Source organism: Delftia acidovorans SPH-1 (assembly GCF_000018665.1).
GTDB classification, from domain to species: domain Bacteria; phylum Pseudomonadota; class Gammaproteobacteria; order Burkholderiales; family Burkholderiaceae_C; genus Comamonas; species Comamonas acidovorans.
The window spans coordinates 2,181,387-2,198,745 of sequence record NC_010002.1; the positions used below are offsets into that span (position 1 = coordinate 2,181,387).

Consider the following 17,359-nt stretch of genomic DNA (forward strand, 5'->3'; position numbering starts at 1 on the left):
CCGGCCCTGGTGCCGGCCGTGGTGCCCTCCGTGATCTCCTCCACGATAGCGACTTCGCTCAGTCCCCATCCCGCCCGGCTGGGACTGCAGATCTAGCGGACCTGCGCGACAAAGTCGCTCACCAACTGCGCAAACTCCACGGGCATTTCCACGGCACTCAAATGCGCGGCGGGCAGCGACACCAGCTGCGCGCCCGGAATCTGCGCCTGCATGTCCTCGGACAGGGCAGGCGGCGTGGCCTCATCGCGACTGCCCGCAATGAGCAGCGCGGGGCAGGCGATGCGCCGGTTGCTCTCGCGAAAATCGATGCCGCCCACGGCCGCACAGGCGGCCGCATAGGGCTTGGCCGCCAAAGCCTCCAGCCCTGCGCGCAAGGAGGCCACGCGGGCCGCCTGCCCGGTGCGGAACTCTGGGGTGAACCAGCGCTGCATGGCGCCGTCGGCAATCACCGCCACGCCCTGGTCGTGCACGGTGGCAATGCGCGCCTGCCAGCCTGCGCGCGCGGCCTCGTCGTAGTAGCTGGCCGAATTGGCGATGGTGATGCTGCGCACCAGCGCCGGATGGCGCACGGCCAGGGCCTGGGCCGTCATGCCGCCCATGGACAGGCCCACGAAGTGCACCGGCCCCTGGCCCAGCGCCTCGATCACGCCGGCTGCGTCGTCTGCCAGATCGTTCATGTCGAAAGCCTCGCCGATGGCGGGCGAGCGGCCGTGGCCCCGGTGGTCGTAGCGCACCACGGTGAAGCGGTCTTCCAGCGCCTGGGCAACGCCGTCCCACATCTGGAGGTCACAACCGAGCGCGTGGCTCAGAACGATGGCCGGGCCTTGGCCCTGCTGCACAACATGGAGTTTCGACATGGCGGTCACTGCTTGGGGAAAAGGCGATTATGGGATGGCCCATGCGGGCGGGCGGCTACGGATACCACGCATATCCGGCATCCCAGCCCCATAATCCCCAGCCATGCACGCCCTGCGCAACTCCGTCTCACTGGCCCGCCTGGTCATGGCGTGGTTCGCGTTGACGCTGGGCCTGGCGATTGCATCGCCCCTGGTGCACCCGCAGGCCATGGAACTGGTCTGCACGGCTGGCGGCAGCGTCAAGCTGGTCGTGGTCAACGGTGAAGAAGGGCAGGCGGTGTCTGCCCAGCATTCGCTGGACTGCCCGCTGTGCCTGGCGGTGACGCCGCCGCCCGCGCATGTCTCCCCCTCCTGGGCGCAACCGCAGCCGCTGGGCCGCGCGCTGCAGCCCATCGTCTCTGCCCGCATTGCCTCCCTGGTCGGCGCGCCGCTGCCGCCGCGCGGGCCTCCCTTGCTGCTGCTGATCGCCTGAGCCCTCGGCTGCTGTGCAGCGCTGTCCCGCGCTGTCTGGCCGCTGGCCTGTCTCAGAACATTGCCGCAACGGCCGGGCGCAGCCTTGGCGGTGCGGCTTCGCCAAGATTCCACGCAGGGATGCCATGTTCCGTTCCGATTGCCATGTGGCGCCGCAGCGCGCCGCCGATTTTTCTTCGACCCTCCCATCCGTTGCTTCCATTGCCCTGTCTCGCCGTGCCTGCCTTGGTGGCGGCCTGGCCGCACTGGCGCTGCTGGCCGGCTGCAAGCCCGCCACCGTGCCGTTCAAGGGCATCGACCTGACCGGCGCGCAGTACGGCCGGGACTTCCGCCTGCGCGATGCCGATGGGCGCGAGCGCACGCTGGCCGACTTCAAGGGCCAGGCCCTGATGGTCTTTTTCGGCTTCACCCAATGCCCCGATGTCTGCCCCACGGCGCTGACGCGCGCGCTGGAAATACGCGAGCTTCTGGGTGCCGACGGCGCCCGCCTGGCCGTGGCTTTCATCACCATCGATCCCGAGCGCGATACGGCCCAGGTGCTCAAGGCCTATGTGGGCGCCTTCGACCCCGGCTTTGTCGCGCTGCGCGGTGACGAGGCGCAGACGGCCGAGGTCGCCAGGGAGTTCAAGGTCTTCTACAAGAAGGTGCCCACGGGTGCGTCCTACACCATGGACCACTCGGCCATCACCTATGTCTTCGATCCCGAGGGCCGGCTGCGCGTGGCGTTCCGCCATGAGCAGGACGCGCAGGACTGCGCGGCCGATCTGCGGCAGATCCTGCAGGCTGCATGACGGCTCTGCACTTTCTCAGGTGGCCGGCGCAACAGGCCTTTGCGCAGCAGCCTCCGCCCTGGCCCAGGCAGCGACCATTCTTGCGGAGGTGAAGGTACGCGCCAGCGGCGCGAGCGCCGTTGCCATCGGTCAAAACCTTGTCTGGATCGTCCCGTCCTTGTGCTAAAAATGTGCGGCTCCATCCACCCCGATGCCCATCCAGCAAGTAGGAAAGGGACACCCGGCGCCATGAAGAGGCTTCTTTCCGACAAGGTGCTCCTGCGCCTGGTGCTCGGCAACCTGCTGGTGGCCGGCCTGCTGGGCCTGGCCACCTGGCTGAGCCTGCGCGCCAACCACCAGGCCGACCTGGACCTGGGCGTGGCCGTCACCCGGAACCAGGCCCGCAGCCTGAGCCTGGAGCTGAACGCCGAGATGCGGCTGGTGGACAACGCCCTGGCCACCGTCGCGGGCCGCTACCGCAGCCGGAGTCTGGAAGGCGCGGACGTGGCGGCGCTGGCCCTCTATGAAATCCTGCAGGAGCAGCGCGCCCTCGTTCCCTTCGTCACGGCGCTGCGCGTCACCGACGCCAATGGCCAGGTCCTGCAGAGTGCGAACGAGGAGGAGCCGGCATTCTCCGTGGCCGAGCGAGGCTACTTCGACCGGGCGCGCAACACCGACCGCATGGTGGTCTCCGATCCGCTGGTCAGTCACTCCTTCAAGAAATGGGCCATCGTGCTGGCGCGGCGGCTGCAATCCGGCGATGGGGATTTCCAGGGCATCGTCTACGCGGTCGTCGCGGCCGAGCATTTCCAGTCGCTGTTCCGCCGCCAGGCCTTCGGGCCCGACAGCGCCATTGCGCTGCGTTCGGACAAGGATCTGCTGGTGGCCCGCTACGCGGCAGGCGATCCCCAGCCCATGGCCGGCATCGGCGGCTCGGAAGTCTCGGGCGAGTACCACCGGGCCCTGGCCGATGACCGGGAGCTTGGCTGGTACATCACGCCCACGCTGCTCGATGGCGTGGAGCGCATCACGGCCTACCAGCGCCTGGCCGGCTATCCGCTGACCGTCTTCACCGGCCTGGGCACGGAAAGCTACCTGGCGGGGTGGCGCGCATCGGCCTGGCGTGCCTGGGCGCTCACGGGCCTGAGCATCGCGCTGATCGCGCTGGGCTCGGTCAGCCTCTATCTGCTGCAGCAGCGCGAACGCGTGGCGCGCATCCGGCTCGCCGAGCTGCTGCGCCAGCAGGAACTGTTCATGGACAACGACCTCATCGGCATCGCCCGCCTGCGCGAGCGCCGGCTGCTGTGGACCAACCAGGCCCTGCAACGCATGCTCAAGCGCCCGGCTGGCGAGCTGCTGGACCACTCGGCGCGCATCCTCTACCCGGACGAGGAAACCTACGAACGCTCCGGCGAACTGGCCTATGGCGCACTGCGCTCCAGCGGCAAATGCCACGCCCAGATGCAGCTGCAGACCAGCGATGGCAGCCTGCTCTGGGTCGATGTCAGCGGCGCGGGCCTGGCCGATGGCGAATCGATATGGGTCTTCGTGGACATCGACGCCCTCAAGCGCGGCGAGCAGGCGGCCCAGCACCAGGCAATGCACGACGTGCTGACCGGCCTGGCCAACCGCCGCGCGCTGCAGGCGCGGCTGCAGCGCGCGCTGGCCCAGGCCAGCGGCCCCGGCCAGTTGGCCGTCTGCTTCATGGACCTGGACGGCTTCAAGCAAGTCAACGACACCGAAGGCCACGACGCCGGCGATGAAGTGCTGCGCATCATCGCCCGCCGCCTCACCACCCAGGCCCGCGAAACCGACTGCGTCGCCCGCCTGGGCGGAGACGAATTCGTGCTGCTGCTGGACGAACTGGCCTCGGCCGACGACGCCCTGCAGATCATGCAGCGCTGCCTGGCCTCCATCCGCCAGCCCATCCGCCTGCACAGCGGCGCCACCGTGCAGGTCGGCGCCAGCATGGGCATCGCCCTCAATGCCTCCCGGGAAGATGCCACCCAGCTCCTGCAGCGCGCCGACGAGGCCATGTACGCGGCCAAGCGCGCGGGCAAGGGGCGGATAGTGGTGGCGGGCGGGTAGGGACTTGGGGGCTGTGCCGCTGCTGTGATCGGGGCAGTTGCCGGGGCAGGTGGGGCCTTGGGCTCAACAAGGCAAGACCTCGAATGCCGAGCCAAAAGACGACGCAACGCCGTTGATGGCCCGTGTGCACACGCGTGCCCGGTTGAATGTGATGTCGCACAGCAGCGCGATGGCAAAGGCCAGATAGGCCATGTAGGCCAGGCCGATGTAACTGCCAAACACAATGGTGTGCAGCCAGTCCTGGGCGAACAGATACAGCGTGGCAGTCACCGCCGAGGCGGTCACCAGCACGATAGCGGGCAGGGCCAGCTGCAGCCCCGCCCGTCTGCGTCGCGCCGTCACGCTGGTCAGGGCCAGAAACACCAGCGCATTGGACGCAGTGAAGATCCTGAACTCCCGCACCAGGCTGGCCGTGGTCTGGTGGTAGGCCGACTCGATGAATTCCACCAGCCGGGCGCGCATCTGGATCAGCGATGCCAACTGGGTGGCCTGGCGTTGCTGCGCGTAGACGGCCTTGCGCTTGCGGCATTCGCAGTCGGCGCGGCGCATGTCGGTCATGACCGAAGCCAGCTTGTCGGGAATGCCGGCCTCGATCTCGCGCCGCACTGCAGCGATCTCGCTATCTGTCCTGCCCAGCGCCTTCTGGGCCAGGCCCGCCATGCGCGAGCCTGTCAGCGTATCCAGCTGGGTGCCCAGCCTGCGCTCGATCTCGATGCGGATGATCTCCTTGCCCAGGCTCTCGACCAGCAATGGCGAGGAAAACGACAGGGCGAAGGCTGCGCCGAACACAAGCGTGCCCAGGATGCCGAAGCAAAGAATGAGGGTTCGCATGCGCAAGCGGTGCCGTGGCTTGTCAACCCTTGCGCGGCGCCATGCCCAGCGTGGCCAGCAGCCCCGCGCAGGCGTCTTCCACCAGGTCCAGCACGTCCTCGAAACCCCGGTCGCCGCCGTAGTAGGGGTCGGGCACTTCGCGCGCGGAGTGCTCGGTGCAGAAGTCCGTCAGCCGCTGTACGCGGTGCCATTCGGACTCGGGGCAAATCCTGCGCGCTGCAGATTCGTTGGCGCCATCCATCACCAGCACCTGGTCGAATGCCGTGAAGTCTTCGGCCCGCAGTTGCCGCGCGCGCTGCTGCGAAAGGTCATAGCCGCGCCGCGCGGCATGGGCCTGGGAGCGGCGGTCGGGTGCCTCGCCCACGTGGTAGTCGTGCGTGCCTGCGGAGTCCACTTCGATGCGGTCAGCCAGGCCCGCGTCGGCCACCATTTTCTCGAGCACGCCATGGGCCGTGGGGCTGCGGCAGATGTTCCCTGTGCAGACCATGAGGATTCTTTTCCTCTTTGTGGCTGGCCTGCTGCCAGCTGACTGTTCCCGAATCTGTTCCATAAACCTCCCTGTGGGTAACGGGCTTCACGACATCTCGATGGCCTGCGATGCCAAGGCGCTCGCCGGCATTTTCCACGCCCCGCCCCTGAACTGCCGGGCCGCTTATGCTGCGCCCATGGTGGAACTGCTTTGTTTCTGGATGGCCCGGGTGGGCGCGGCCCTGCTGGAGTTGCGGTTGCTGCGCAGCAGCGACGGCGGCTTCAGGGTGATGCTCATCACGGCGGCCATCGTGGTCATCGTGTGCCTGGCGTTGCTGTCCTTGTACGCCTGAGCCCGCAGGTCGGGCACGGGCAGGCGCCCTGTCGGGCGGATTTCATGGTGCCGCGCCGCCGGCATGGGACGTGGCTGAACTCAATGCAGCGCCATCTTGCACGTCAGTGCGGATTCTTCGATCACCGCGCAAAAGAGGCATCAAGCATGTGCCCCGACTTTTCCAGGCACGTAAAAGTGTATTGAACGCTCAAGGCATCAACGCGTGCCAGTCATTAATTGACGGCATTTTTTTATTGAGCAAATCAATTGTTATCTCTGGGATTTTCAGAATATATTTTTGGCGTCTGTGCTTGAGTTAATAGATTTGGATAATTGCTTTATTCAGGCTGTTTTATTGTTTTTATTAAATATCTGAAGGAAAAGTTGATGAAAATAAAAGCTCTTGCCGCCAGCGTGTGCCTTTCCTTCTCGGGCCTTGGCCTCGCATTGGCGGATACCCAGTACACCTATGTCGGCGTCAACTACAACGATGCCCATGCCCCTTACACCACAGCCATGAGCCTCAGCGGCTCGATGGTCCTGCCTGCGACCCTGCCGGCCAGCCAGACGGACATCGTCATCGGCCCGGGAACGTCCTATCCGATCAGCAGCTGGTCGTTCAGCGACGGCGTGAATACCTATACGCAGGCCAATGCGCAGATCCTGGCTGGTATTTCGATCGGTGATCCGCCGCGCTTCAAGGTTTCTACCGATGGCAGCGGCAATATCACTGCCTGGAACCTGGCGATGGTTTCACCTGCTGCGCCCCATGTCCCAGGCCAGCCGGTGGACGCTTTCAATATCGCCTCAGGCTCGGGGGACATCGCTGGTGACCATTCGGACACCACATGCGTCTTGTTGAATGGCAATGTGTGCAGCCAGGTGCTTGCTGGTGGTACAGGATTCACTTTTTCGCCTGCCCAAGGCAGTTGGAGCATGCAACCCTACATTCCCCCGCAGCCCGGCCCGGTGGCCGTGCCGCTGCTGGGGTGGCCTGCGCTGCTGGCGCTGATGGGCGGCGTGGCCGGTCTTGCAGCGTGGCAACGGCGCAGGGATGGTGTGGGAAGCTAGGCACGCAGGACCTTCCTGCGCGGCTGTGCTCCGCACGAATCTCAGTGCAGCGCCACCATCAACTGCCCATTCTCATTGCGCACCGCATGCACGCGCACGGAGTGCTCGGGCGCCTCCAGGCATTCGCCGGTGGCCAGGTCGAAGTGGTGCTTGTAGATGGGCGAGGCGACGACGACGCGCTCGCCCAGGCTGCCGACCAGGCCGCGCGCGAGCACGCTGGCGCCGCAGCGCGGGTCCACGTTGTCTATGGCGTAGAAGCGGTCTTCGCCAAGGCGAAAGACCGCCACATGCCGGCCTTCGACCAGGGCGCAGACCCCCGTGTCGGGGACGATGTCACGGGTGGCGCAGACGGGCATCCACTGTTCTTGGGCGGGGTGTGTCATGGCGGTGCCTTGTCGGTGGTGTGGGTGCGGGCCTGGATCAGGCCTGGATCAGACCAGGGCCTCGCTGCGCTCTTCGCTGCGCGCCGGGCGGATCTGGCCGCGCTCCTGCACGAAGACGATGTGCTCGTCGGGCTGGTCGCTGTTGATGAAGCTGCGAAAGCGCTGGCGCACTTCGGGCGTGGTGACGGCGGTCTTCCACTCGCACTGGTAGGTGTCCACCACATGCTGCATCTGGGCCTCGAGTTCGGCGCCCAGGCCCAGGCTGTCGTTGACCACCACGTCCTTGAGGTAGTCCAGGCCGCCTTCCAGGTTTTCGCGCCAGGTGCTGGTGCGCTGCAGCCGGTCGGCCGTGCGCACGTAGAACATCAGGAAGCGGTCGATGAGCTGCAGCAGCCTGTCCTTGGACAGGTCGGAGGCGATCAGCTCGGCATGGCGCGGCTTCATGCCGCCGTTGCCGCAGACGTAGAGGTTCCAGCCCTTGTCGGTGGCGATCACGCCCACGTCCTTGCCCTGGGCCTCGGCGCATTCGCGCGTGCAGCCCGAGACGCCGAACTTGATCTTGTGCGGCGCGCGCAGGCCCTTGTAGCGGTTTTCCAACTGCACGGCCAGGCCCACGCTGTCGTCCACGCCGTAGCGGCACCAGGTGGAGCCCACGCAGCTTTTGACGGTGCGCAGCGACTTGCCGTAGGCATGGCCGGACTCGAAGCCGGCGGCAATCAGCTCCTCCCAGATCAGCGGCAGCTGCTCCACGCGCGCGCCGAACAGGTCCACGCGGGCGCCGCCCGTGAGCTTGGTGTACAGGCCGTATTTCTTGGCCACCTGGCCGACGGCGATCAGGCCGTCCGGCGTGACTTCGCCGCCGGGCATGCGCGGCACCACGGAGTAGCTGCCGTCCTTCTGGATATTGCCCAGGTAGTAGTCGTTGCTGTCCTGCAGGCTGGCCAGCTGCGGCTGCAGCACGAACTCGTTCCAGCACGAAGCCAGGATGCTGGCGGCCAGCGGCTTGCAGACATCGCAGCCCAGGCCTTTGCCATGGCGGTGCAGCAGTTCGTCGAAGGTCTTGATGCCGCCCACGCGCACCAGGTGGTACAGCTCCTGGCGCGAGTGCGGGAAATGCTCGCAGACATGGTTGTTGACGGCCATGCCGCGCCGGGCCATCTCGGCCTTCATGACCTGGGTGGCCAGCGGCACGCAGCCGCCGCAGGTGGCGCCGGCCTGGGTGCAGGACTTGAGCTCGGCCATGGTGCAGGCGCCTTCGCCCACGGCCACGCAGATCTGCGCCTTGGTGACGTTGTTGCACGAGCAGATCTGCGCCGTGTCGGGCAGGGCGTCCACGCCCAGGCCGGGCTTGGCCTTGCCGTCGCTGGAGGGCAGGATGAGGAACTCGGGCTCCTCGGGCAGGGCGATGCCGCCCAGCGTCATCTGCAGCAGCGTGCCGTACTCATCGGCATTGCCCACCAGCACGGCGCCCAGCAGCTGGCGGCCGTCCTCGCTGACCACGATCTTCTTGTAGACCTGCTTGCGCTCGTCGATGAACTGGTAGTTGCGGCTGCGCGGCGTCTTGCCCTGGGCGTCGCCGATGCTGGCCACATCCACGCCCATGAGCTTGAGCTTGGTGCTGAGATCGGCCCCGCCGAAGGCGGCCTCGGCCTCGCCCGCAATGTGGCGGGCCGCCACGCGCGCCATGTCGTAGCCGGGTGCCACCAGGCCGAAGGTCTGCTCGCGCCAGGAGGCGCATTCGCCAATGGCGTAGACGCTGCGGTCGCTGGTGCGGCAATGGTCGTCCACGGCCACGCCGCCGCGCGGGCCTATGGCCAGGGCGCATTGGCGGGCGATCTCGTCGCGCGGGCGGATGCCGGCGGAGAAGACGATCATGTCGGTCTCCAGGTGCGTGCCGTCGGCAAACACCATGCGGTGGCGTGCCGTGGCGCCGTCGGTGATCTCCAGCGTATTGCGGCCCGTGTGCACCTGCACGCCCAGGTCCTCGATCTTGCTGCGCAGCACGCGGCCGCCGCCGTCGTCCACCTGCACGGCCATCAGGCGCGGGGCGAACTCGACCACATGGGTCTCCAGGCCCAGGTCGCGCAGGGCCTTGGCGCATTCCAGGCCCAGCAGGCCGCCGCCCACCACCACGCCGGTCCTGGAGCGCGCGGCCGATGCCTGCATGGCCTCCAGATCCTCGATGGTGCGGTAGACAAAGCAGTGCGGCCGGTCGCGCCCCGGCACGGGCGGCACGAAGGGCGCCGAGCCTGTGGCCAGCACCAGCCTGTCGTAGGGGATGATTTCGCCATCGGCCGTGGTCACGGTGCGCTCGCGCCGCTCCACGGCTGCCGCCCTGGCCGCCAGGCGCAGCGTGAAGCCGCTGGCCTCGAAGAAGCCGGGCGCCACCAGGCTCAGGTCCTCGGCGCTTTTGCCGGAGAAGAATTCCGACAGGTGAACACGGTCGTAGGCGGCGCGCGGCTCCTCGCACAGCACGGTGACGTTCGCGTCTGCCACGCCCAGGGCATGCAGCTGCTCGAGAAATTTGTGGCCCACCATGCCGTGGCCGATCACAACGATGTTCATCTGGCGTCCTGCGTTGCGCATCCAGTGTTTTGCGGGCCGCAGGCCAGGGCCAGCGGGTCAGGGCAGCCAATGCAAGTGCCGTGCCAGCACCGCTGCGCGGTGCCTGCCCGTGGTGCACGCTGTCTGGTGCGCAGACAGCGTGCACCGCAATGCGCCCGCCGCACCGTGCAGGGGCGGGGTGCGCCGTGGTGGTGCGTCAAGTGCGATCAAGTGCGCCAAGTGCGCCAAGTGCGCCAGGAACGCTGGGTGCGTCAGGCGCGAGGCAGTCCCTGCGCGCGGCTGCGCCAGGCCTCGGGCGCGCAACCGAATTGCGCAGCGAACCAGCGCGTGAAGGCGCTGTGGCTGGCATAGCCGAGCATGGACGCGATCTGGCCCACGCTGTAGTGGGGATGGTCCAGGTAGCGCAGGGCCAGTTCGTGGCGCACTTCGGTCAGCAGCTCGCTGAAGCTCAGGCCTTCGCGGTCCAGTTCGCGCTGCAGCGTGCGCAGGCTGCGCCCCATGCCCTGGGCCACGCCTGCGCAGGTGGCGTTGCCCGAGGGCAGCAGCAGGTAGATGACCCGGCGCGCCTGGTGGCCCACGGAGGCGGCACGGTGGGCCGGCATGGCCTCCACCAGCCGCAGCGCATAGCGCGCCAGCGCGGGGTCGGCCAGCGGGTTGGGCTCGTCCAGGTCGGCGGCGCGGCAGGCGATGCCGTTGAACTCGGCGCCGAACGTGATGCGGCAGCGGAACATGCGGCGGTGTTCGGACAGGTCGGCCGGTGGCGCGTGGCTGAAGCTGACGCCCTGCGGCCGCCAGCGCTCGCGCAGCAATGCCTCGCACATGCGCCACAGCACGCCCATGGCCAGTTCCACGGACTGGCGCATGGCGCCGTGCAGGACGAAGTCCTCGCGCAGGATGACGATGTCCCCTGCATCCTCCAGGTGGATCAGCAGCGATTCGTTGACCAGGTGCATGTGCGCGACCAGCGTGTCCAGCGCATGGCGCAGCGTGGGCTGGTGCAGCAGCAGCAGGCTCACGGCGCCGAAGCTCGACAGCTGGCGGTGCCGGGCCATGCGCAGGCCCAGGGACTCGCAGCCCGTGGACTGGGCCGCGTCTTCCAGCAGGCGCGCGACGATGGCCACGTCGATCAGCTGGTCCTGCTCGCGCAGCAGCGCGGGCCGCAGGCCGGCCTGGCGCAGTGCCTTGTCGGGGTCGCCGCCCAGTTCGCGCATGACGTCCGAAAAATGGGTCAAGGCCGCCGCGCGCACCATGGTGACCATGCTTGCCCTCCTGTCAGTCCGTGGCCCGGTGGCACGAAATGCAAAGAGGATGGCATGGCTTGCATAGTCCGCGGAACCGGGTTTTCCTACATTGCAGAGACCGGCCCCACGCCGGGCGGACCGTGCCGCCACGGGCCTTCACAACAATGACAGGAGACAGGCATGCGCATAGAGCCCATGACATGCGCCATCGGCGCCGAATTGCTCGGCGTGCGGCTGGCCGACGCGGTGCGCGACGACGCGCTTTTCTCGGAGATCCGGGCGGCGCTGCTGCGCCACAAGGTGCTGTTCCTGCGCGACCAGGGCCTGACGCGCGCCGAGCACGTGGCCTTTGCGCGGCGCTTCGGCGAGCTGGAGGACCATCCTGTGGCCGGCAGCGATCCCGAGCATCCGGGCCTGGTGCGCATCTACAGGACGCCCGAGCAGCCCAACGACCGCTACGAGAATTCCTGGCACTGCGACGCCACCTGGCGCGAGGCGCCGCCCATGGGCTGCGTGCTGCACTGCGTGGAATGCCCGCCCGTGGGGGGTGACACCCTGTGGGCCAACATGGCGCTGGCCTACGAACGCCTGCCGGACGCCGTCAAGGCGCTGATCGCGCCGCTGCGCGCGCGCCACAGCATCGAATGCACGTTCGGTGCGGCCATGCCCATCGAAAGGCGGCTGGCGCTCAAGGCCCAGTACCCCGATGCCGAGCATCCCGTGGTCCGCACCCATCCCGAGACCGGCGAGAAGGTGCTGTTCGTGAACGGCTTCACCACGCATTTCACCAATTTCCATACGCCCGCCAATGTGCGCGTGGGCCAGGACTTCACGCAGGGTGCCTCCGGCCTGCTGCAGTACCTGATCGGCCAGGCTGCCATCCCCGAGTACCAGGTGCGCTGGCGCTGGCGGGCGGGCAGCGTGGCGATCTGGGACAACCGCGCCACCCAGCACTACGCGGCCATGGACTACCCGCCCAGCCACCGGAAGATGGAGCGCGCGGGCATCGTCGGCACGCCGACCTTCTGAACCACGATCACGACACAAGGAGACATGCCATGAACTTTCTCGACGGCCACCTGTTCCCCGAAAACCAGCAGCCCCTGATCATCACGGCCGCTCCCTATGCGCCCTCGTGGCTGCCCTCGGACTTTCCCGGCGAGATCGCCGTGACCATGGACGAGCAGATCCAGAAGGCCGTGGACTGCTACAACGCCGGCGCCACCGTGCTGCACCTGCATGTGCGCGAGCTGGACGGCAAAGGCAGCAAGCGTTTGTCGAAGTTCAACGAGCTGATCGCCGGCGTGCGCGCGCGCGTGCCCGAGATGATCATCCAGGTGGGCGGATCGATCAGCTTTGCTCCCGAGACGGACGGCGCGGCCGCCAAGTGGCTGTCCGACGACACGCGCCACATGCTGGCCGAGCTGGAGCCCGTGCCCGACCAGGTCACGGTGACCATCAATACCTCGCAGATGAATTTCCTGGAGCAGTTCGATGCGCGCGACATACGCGGCACCTCCATGGAGGACCCGGCCGTCTTCAATGCCTACCGGGAGATGACCGTGCCCGCCCAGCCCGGCTGGGCCGAGGAGCACATCCGGCGCCTGTCCGCCGCCGGCATCCAGAGCGCCTTCCAGTGCTACAACATCAACAGCTTCGAGTCCGTGGAGCGGCTCATGCGCCGCGGCATCTACAAGGGCCCGCTGGTGATGAACTGGGTGGCGATTGGCGGCGGCATGGACGCGCCCAGCATCTACAGCCTGGCCAACTTCGTGCGTGCCGTGCCCGATGGTGCCGTGCTCACCGTGGAAAGCTCGGTGCTCAACGTGCTGCCCGTGAACATGATGGGCATCGCCATGGGCCTGCATGTGCGCTGCGGCACCGAGGACAACCTCTGGAACCAGCGCCGCACGGCCAAGATGGGCACGGTGGCGCAGATCGAGCAGCTGGTGCGCATCGCAGGCGAGTTCGGCCGCCCCATTGCCACGGCGCAACAGGCGCGGGAGATCTGCCGGATCGGCCAGTTCTACGGCACCGTGGACGAGACGCTGGCGGCCAATGGCTTCGCACCCAACCGCAATGGCGCCCAGCAGGGATTTCTGCGCAAGGCCGCCTGAACCGGGAGCCCATGATGCAACGCATGCCCCCCTGGACGGCCATCGCCCTGGCCGCCTCGCTGCTGGCCGGTGGCGCCCACGCCTTCGGCGACAAGCCGGTCCGGCTCATCGTGCCGGCGCCGCCCGGCGGCACCATCGATGTGTTCGCGCGCATCATCAGCGACCAGCTGGCGCAGGAGATACGCCAGCCCGTCATCGTCGAGAACCGGCCCGGTGCCGGTGGCGCCATCGCCGTCAAGCACATGCTGTCCCAGCCGGCCGACGGCAGCACGCTGCTGGTGACGGTGACCAACATCCTCACCGAGGTGCCCCATGTGCTCAAGGTCGGGTTCGACCCCCTGAAGGACGTGCGGCCCGTGGCGCAGATGGCGCGCTCGGTGATGCTGTTCATCGCCTCGCCGCAGTTTCCAGCGCGCGACGGGGCCGAGGCCATCGCCTACGTGAAGGCCCACCCGGGCACGCTGTCGTTCGCCTCGTACAGCCAGGGCACGGCCTCGCAGTACGCAGGCGCCATCCTCAACAGAAGGGCCCACCTGGACATGGAGCATGTGGCCTTCCCGGGCTCGGCACCCGCGCTGGCCCAGGTCATGGGCAACCAGATCCCGCTCATGTTCGACGGATCGGTCACCTCCAAGCCGCTGATCGCGGGCGGCAAGGTCAGGCTGCTGGCCGTGGCCTACAAGAGCCGGCTGCCCGACTACCCGCAGGTGCCCACGCTGGCCGAGCTGGGCTATCCCGAGGTGGATTTCAGCAACTGGAGCGGCGTGTTCGCCTCGGCGCAGACGCCGCGCCCGCTGCTGGAGAAGATCCACGGCGCGCTGGCCCGGGTCAACGCCCGCAAGGCCGTGCGCGAACGCTATGCGGGCACGGGCTTCGAGCCCGTAGAAGGCGATCGCTCGCTGGAGCAGATGTCCACCGACCTGCGCACCGAGTTCGACCGCAATGCCGAGATCGTCCGGAACTTCGACATCCGGCTCAACTGATGCAGGGCGCCTCACGCAGGCGCTACACAAGGAGAATTCATGGCAAAGGCCATACGCTTTCATACCACCGGCGGCCCCGAGGTGCTCAGGCTGGAGCATGCCGAGGCCGGCGCGCCGGGACCCGGCCAGGCGCGCGTGCGCCACAGCTTCATCGCCGTCAACTTCATCGACATCTATTTCCGCACGGGCCGCTATCCGCTGGCCCTGCCCAACGGCCTGGGCTCGGACGCCGTGGGCGTTGTCGAGGCCGTGGGGGAGGGCGTGACCGAAGTGCGGCCCGGCGACCGCGTGGGCTACCTCATGGGCCCGCAGGGCGCCTACAGCGATGTGCGCGTGATGCCGGCCGAGGTGCTGATCCCGCTGCCCGACGGCATCAGCGACCGCACGGCGGCCACGCTGATGATGAAGGGCATGACGGCGCAGTACCTGTTCCGCCAGGTCCATCCGCTGCAAGGTGGCGAAACCATCCTCTACCACGCGGCGGCCGGCGGCGTGGGGCTGATCGCCTGCCAATGGGCGCGGGCCCTGGGCGTGACCATGATCGGCACGGTGAGCACCGACGAGAAGGCCGCCGCCGCGCGCGCCAACGGCTGCGCCCACGTCATCGTGACCTCGCGCGAGAACACCGTCGCTCGCGTGATGGAGATCACGGGCGGCAAGGGCGTGCCCGTGGTCTATGACTCGGTGGGCAAGGACACGCTCATGGATTCGCTGGACTGCCTGCAGCCGCGCGGCCGGCTGGTCAGCAACGGCACCTCGTCGGGCTCGGTGGTGGTGGACTCCCAGTTGCTGGCCGCCAAGGGTTCGATCTGGATGACGCGGCCCGCGATGGTGCACTACATCCAGCCGCGCGCCCACATGCTGGAGATGGCGCGCGAGCTGTTCGACCATGTGCTGGCCGGGCGCATCGCCAGCGAGCCCCAGCAAAGCTTTGCGCTGGCTGATGCGGCCCAGGCGCACCGGGCGCTGGAGTCGCGCCGCACCACGGGCGCGACGGTGCTGATTCCCTGAAATGGACCTGCCATGCAGACCCCTGCGCTCCATGCCATCGGTACCGTGGCCGCAGGCCGCAGGCCCGTCACCTGCGGCCTTATCCGCAGTGCCAGCCTGCATGGCTATGCCGACCTGGTGAAAAGCCTGGGCCATGATCCCGCCGTCCTTGTGCGCGCGGCGGGATTGTCGGCGCGCCTGCTCGACGACCCGGAGACGCTGATTCCCATCCATGCCGTGCGCGAGCTGCTGGAGGTGGCCGCGCGCACCACGGGAACGCAGGATTTCGCGCTGCGCCTGGCGGCGCGGCGCAGCCTGTCCCACCTGGGCCCCATCAGCCTTGTGCTGCAGCAAGAGCCCACGCCGCGCCAGGCGCTGGACACGCTGTGCCGCTACCTCAAGCTGCTGAGTGCGGGCATGTTCGTACGCATCGAGGACGCGGGCTCCGGGGTGCTGGTGCGCCAGGACCTGGTGCCCATCGCGGGCATGGCCATGCGCCAGTCCATGGAGCTGGCGGTGGGCGTGATGTTTCGCGTGCTGCGCGAGCTGATCGGCGCCCAGTGGCGCCCGCAGCAGGTCAGCTTCGTACACCGCGCACCGGCCGATGCATCGGCCCACCGTGCCTTCTTCGGCGTGACCCCTTTGTTTGACCAGCCTTTCAACGGCATGGTCTGCCGCCTGGCGGATCTGCAACTGCTGCGCGAATGCGGCCAGGCGCAGGGCTCGGGCGTTGCGCGCTTTGCGCGAAGCCATCTGGAGCAGGCGCTGCGCAGCCGGGGCGAAGGCATGCAGGCGGCCTGCAGGGAGCTGATCATTGCACTGCTGCCGGGCGGCCGCTGTACGGCCCAGCAGGTGGCACGCCAGTTGGGAATGGACCGCCGCACGCTGCACCGCCGCCTGCTTGCGGAGGGGCAGACTTTCTCGGCGCTGCTCGACACCATCCGCAGGGAACTGGTGCTGCGCCATCTGCAAGACGGTGGCCAGCCCCTGGGCGAGGTGGCGGGCCTGCTGGGGTTTGCCGCGCCCAGCGGCTTTTGCCACTGGTTCCGGGCCGCTTTCGGCGCCAGCGTCTCGGACTGGCGCAGGCGCGGGCAGGGACGGGTTGGCGAGGCCTAGTGCGTCAGGCGGTCTTGCGCAGAAATCCCTGGTTGCCGCCGTTGCGGTTGGGCGCGAAGCCGTTGGCCGCCAATGTCTCTTCGGCGGTGTCGTAGAACACGCCAATCTTGCTGATGGCGCGCGCCTGTTGCGCCGTGGCGATGGGGCGGCCGAACTCGCGCGCGATGCGCACCAGTTGCTCGATCTGGGAGACCGTGCTGGCCTTGGCGCTGCGCGACTGGTTCCACAGGCAGTCCTCGGTGCCGCAGCGCACGTGCAGGCCCATGGCGATGCCCATCATGTTCACGGGCAGCACGTTGCGCACATTGCTTTCCACGGTGAGCACGGCGCCGTCGGGCACGGCGCGTACGAAGTGGGCCAGGCTGTAGATGCTGGGTGCGTCCATGCCGCCGCCGATCGCCACCCAGTTCATCACCAGCGGGCCCTTGTAGATGCCGCGGCGCATGAGCCTCTCCACGGACTCGAAGCTGTTGATGTTGTAGCACTGGAAGGCGCTCTGGATGCCGGCGGCCGACAGGCGCCGGATGTGCTCCTCGGCCCAGCCGGGCTGGGCGGGCACGGTCATCTCCTTGTAGGCGTCGAAGATGGCGGGCTTCTCGCGCGAGGTGCCCCTGAAGTCCGCGTCCTCGGCCTGCTCCGTCACGTTCATCTGCGAGGTATTGACGGTCACCGTGACCTGGTCGGGCACGGGCTCCAGCTCGGCCAGCATGTGGCGCGTGTCGTCGGACAGCCACTTGGCGGCCGCGCCGTCCGTCTCGGGAGCAAAGCTGATCGATCCGCCCACCTGGATGATCATCTCGGGCACGCGCGCACGCACGCCGGCGATCAGCTCGTTGAACTTGGACAGGCGCTTGCTGCCTTTGCCGTCCAGCTCGCGCACATGCAGGTGCAGCACGGTGGCGCCGGCGTTGTAGCAGTCCACGGCCTTCTGGATCTGCTCGTCCATGGTCACGGGAATGTCTTCGGGGAAATCGCCGGGCAGCCAGCCAGGCGCATAGGGGGCCGCCGTGATGATCAGGGGCTGCTGGTTTTCGGGGAAAAGGTGGCCATCGAGAAAATTCATGGGACGCTCCG

17 protein-coding genes are annotated in these 17,359 nt (G+C 67.8%); 10 read left to right on the forward strand and 7 right to left on the reverse strand.

Annotated elements, in window-relative coordinates; all coding sequences use genetic code 11:
- Window positions 1–92: 92 nt before the first annotated feature.
- Window positions 93–857 carry an alpha/beta fold hydrolase gene (locus DACI_RS09970; RefSeq protein ID WP_012203921.1) on the reverse strand — a complete coding sequence of 255 codons (765 nt, stop codon included), beginning with the start codon at window positions 855–857 and terminating at the stop codon, window positions 93–95.
- A gap of 103 nt (window positions 858–960) precedes the next feature.
- Between DACI_RS09970 and DACI_RS09975 the strand changes: the two genes are divergently transcribed.
- The 3 genes from DACI_RS09975 (at window position 961) to DACI_RS09985 (ending at window position 4,186) form a co-directional block, all read left to right on the forward strand.
- The gene (locus tag DACI_RS09975; RefSeq protein WP_012203922.1) at window positions 961–1,329 is read left to right on the forward strand and encodes a DUF2946 family protein; all 369 of its coding nucleotides are present in this window, start codon (window positions 961–963) and stop codon (window positions 1,327–1,329) included.
- Between the two features lie 124 nt (window positions 1,330–1,453).
- The gene (locus DACI_RS09980; RefSeq protein ID WP_012203923.1) at window positions 1,454–2,119 is read left to right on the forward strand and encodes an SCO family protein; all 666 of its coding nucleotides are present in this window, start codon (window positions 1,454–1,456) and stop codon (window positions 2,117–2,119) included.
- Window positions 2,120–2,347: 228 nt separating this feature from the next.
- Window positions 2,348–4,186, forward strand: coding sequence for a sensor domain-containing diguanylate cyclase (locus DACI_RS09985; protein WP_012203924.1), 1,839 nt, complete (start codon window positions 2,348–2,350; stop codon window positions 4,184–4,186).
- Window positions 4,187–4,249: 63 nt separating this feature from the next.
- On the opposite strand, the gene DACI_RS09990 is transcribed toward DACI_RS09985, so the two are convergent.
- Both DACI_RS09990 and DACI_RS09995 read right to left on the reverse strand, forming a co-directional pair.
- Window positions 4,250–5,017, reverse strand: coding sequence for a hypothetical protein (locus tag DACI_RS09990; protein WP_012203925.1), 768 nt, complete (start codon window positions 5,015–5,017; stop codon window positions 4,250–4,252).
- 22 nt (window positions 5,018–5,039) lie between these two features.
- Window positions 5,040–5,567: a low molecular weight protein-tyrosine-phosphatase gene (locus DACI_RS09995; RefSeq protein WP_012203926.1), complete on the reverse strand. Its 528-nt coding sequence runs from the start codon at window positions 5,565–5,567 to the stop codon at window positions 5,040–5,042.
- Between DACI_RS09995 and DACI_RS10000 the strand changes: the two genes are divergently transcribed.
- Both DACI_RS10000 and DACI_RS10005 read left to right on the forward strand, forming a co-directional pair.
- The gene (locus DACI_RS10000) at window positions 5,503–5,838 is read left to right on the forward strand and encodes a hypothetical protein (RefSeq protein WP_225971067.1); all 336 of its coding nucleotides are present in this window, start codon (window positions 5,503–5,505) and stop codon (window positions 5,836–5,838) included. The genes DACI_RS09995 and DACI_RS10000 overlap by 65 nt on opposite strands.
- 314 nt (window positions 5,839–6,152) lie before the next feature.
- Complete coding sequence (locus tag DACI_RS10005) at window positions 6,153–6,890, forward strand: hypothetical protein (RefSeq protein ID WP_225971068.1); 738 nt, start codon at window positions 6,153–6,155, stop codon at window positions 6,888–6,890.
- A gap of 41 nt (window positions 6,891–6,931) precedes the next feature.
- Here DACI_RS10005 and nirD read toward each other — a convergent pair whose 3' ends face one another.
- The 3 genes from nirD to DACI_RS10020 form a co-directional block, all read right to left on the reverse strand.
- A complete protein-coding gene (gene nirD / locus DACI_RS10010; RefSeq protein WP_012203928.1) occupies window positions 6,932–7,273 on the reverse strand; it encodes a nitrite reductase small subunit NirD in 342 nt (113 codons plus the stop codon).
- A gap of 48 nt (window positions 7,274–7,321) precedes the next feature.
- A complete protein-coding gene (gene nirB, locus DACI_RS10015) occupies window positions 7,322–9,838 on the reverse strand; it encodes a nitrite reductase large subunit NirB (RefSeq protein ID WP_012203929.1) in 2,517 nt (838 codons plus the stop codon).
- A 251-nt stretch (window positions 9,839–10,089) separates the two neighbouring features.
- A complete protein-coding gene (locus tag DACI_RS10020; RefSeq protein WP_012203930.1) occupies window positions 10,090–11,097 on the reverse strand; it encodes an AraC family transcriptional regulator in 1,008 nt (335 codons plus the stop codon).
- Window positions 11,098–11,259: 162 nt separating this feature from the next.
- Here DACI_RS10020 and DACI_RS10025 point away from each other — a divergent pair, with 162 nt between their 5' ends.
- The 5 genes from DACI_RS10025 to DACI_RS10045 are packed head-to-tail and all read left to right on the forward strand — an operon-like array spanning window position 11,260 to window position 16,285.
- Window positions 11,260–12,108 carry a TauD/TfdA dioxygenase family protein gene (locus DACI_RS10025; protein WP_012203931.1) on the forward strand — a complete coding sequence of 283 codons (849 nt, stop codon included), beginning with the start codon at window positions 11,260–11,262 and terminating at the stop codon, window positions 12,106–12,108.
- Between the two features lie 29 nt (window positions 12,109–12,137).
- Window positions 12,138–13,196: a BKACE family enzyme gene (locus DACI_RS10030; RefSeq protein WP_012203932.1), complete on the forward strand. Its 1,059-nt coding sequence runs from the start codon at window positions 12,138–12,140 to the stop codon at window positions 13,194–13,196.
- A 14-nt stretch (window positions 13,197–13,210) separates the two neighbouring features.
- Window positions 13,211–14,179, forward strand: coding sequence for a Bug family tripartite tricarboxylate transporter substrate binding protein (locus tag DACI_RS10035; RefSeq protein WP_012203933.1), 969 nt, complete (start codon window positions 13,211–13,213; stop codon window positions 14,177–14,179).
- 39 nt (window positions 14,180–14,218) lie between these two features.
- Entirely contained in the window at window positions 14,219–15,190 is a 972-nt protein-coding gene (locus DACI_RS10040) for a quinone oxidoreductase family protein (RefSeq protein WP_012203934.1), read from the forward strand.
- 12 nt (window positions 15,191–15,202) lie between these two features.
- On the forward strand, window positions 15,203–16,285 hold the full coding sequence (locus DACI_RS10045; protein ID WP_012203935.1) for an AraC family transcriptional regulator: 1,083 nt from the start codon (window positions 15,203–15,205) through the stop codon (window positions 16,283–16,285).
- A gap of 4 nt (window positions 16,286–16,289) precedes the next feature.
- Here DACI_RS10045 and DACI_RS10050 read toward each other — a convergent pair whose 3' ends face one another.
- Window positions 16,290–17,348 carry a BKACE family enzyme gene (locus tag DACI_RS10050; RefSeq protein ID WP_012203936.1) on the reverse strand — a complete coding sequence of 353 codons (1,059 nt, stop codon included), beginning with the start codon at window positions 17,346–17,348 and terminating at the stop codon, window positions 16,290–16,292.
- Between the last annotated feature and the right edge of the window lie 11 nt (window positions 17,349–17,359).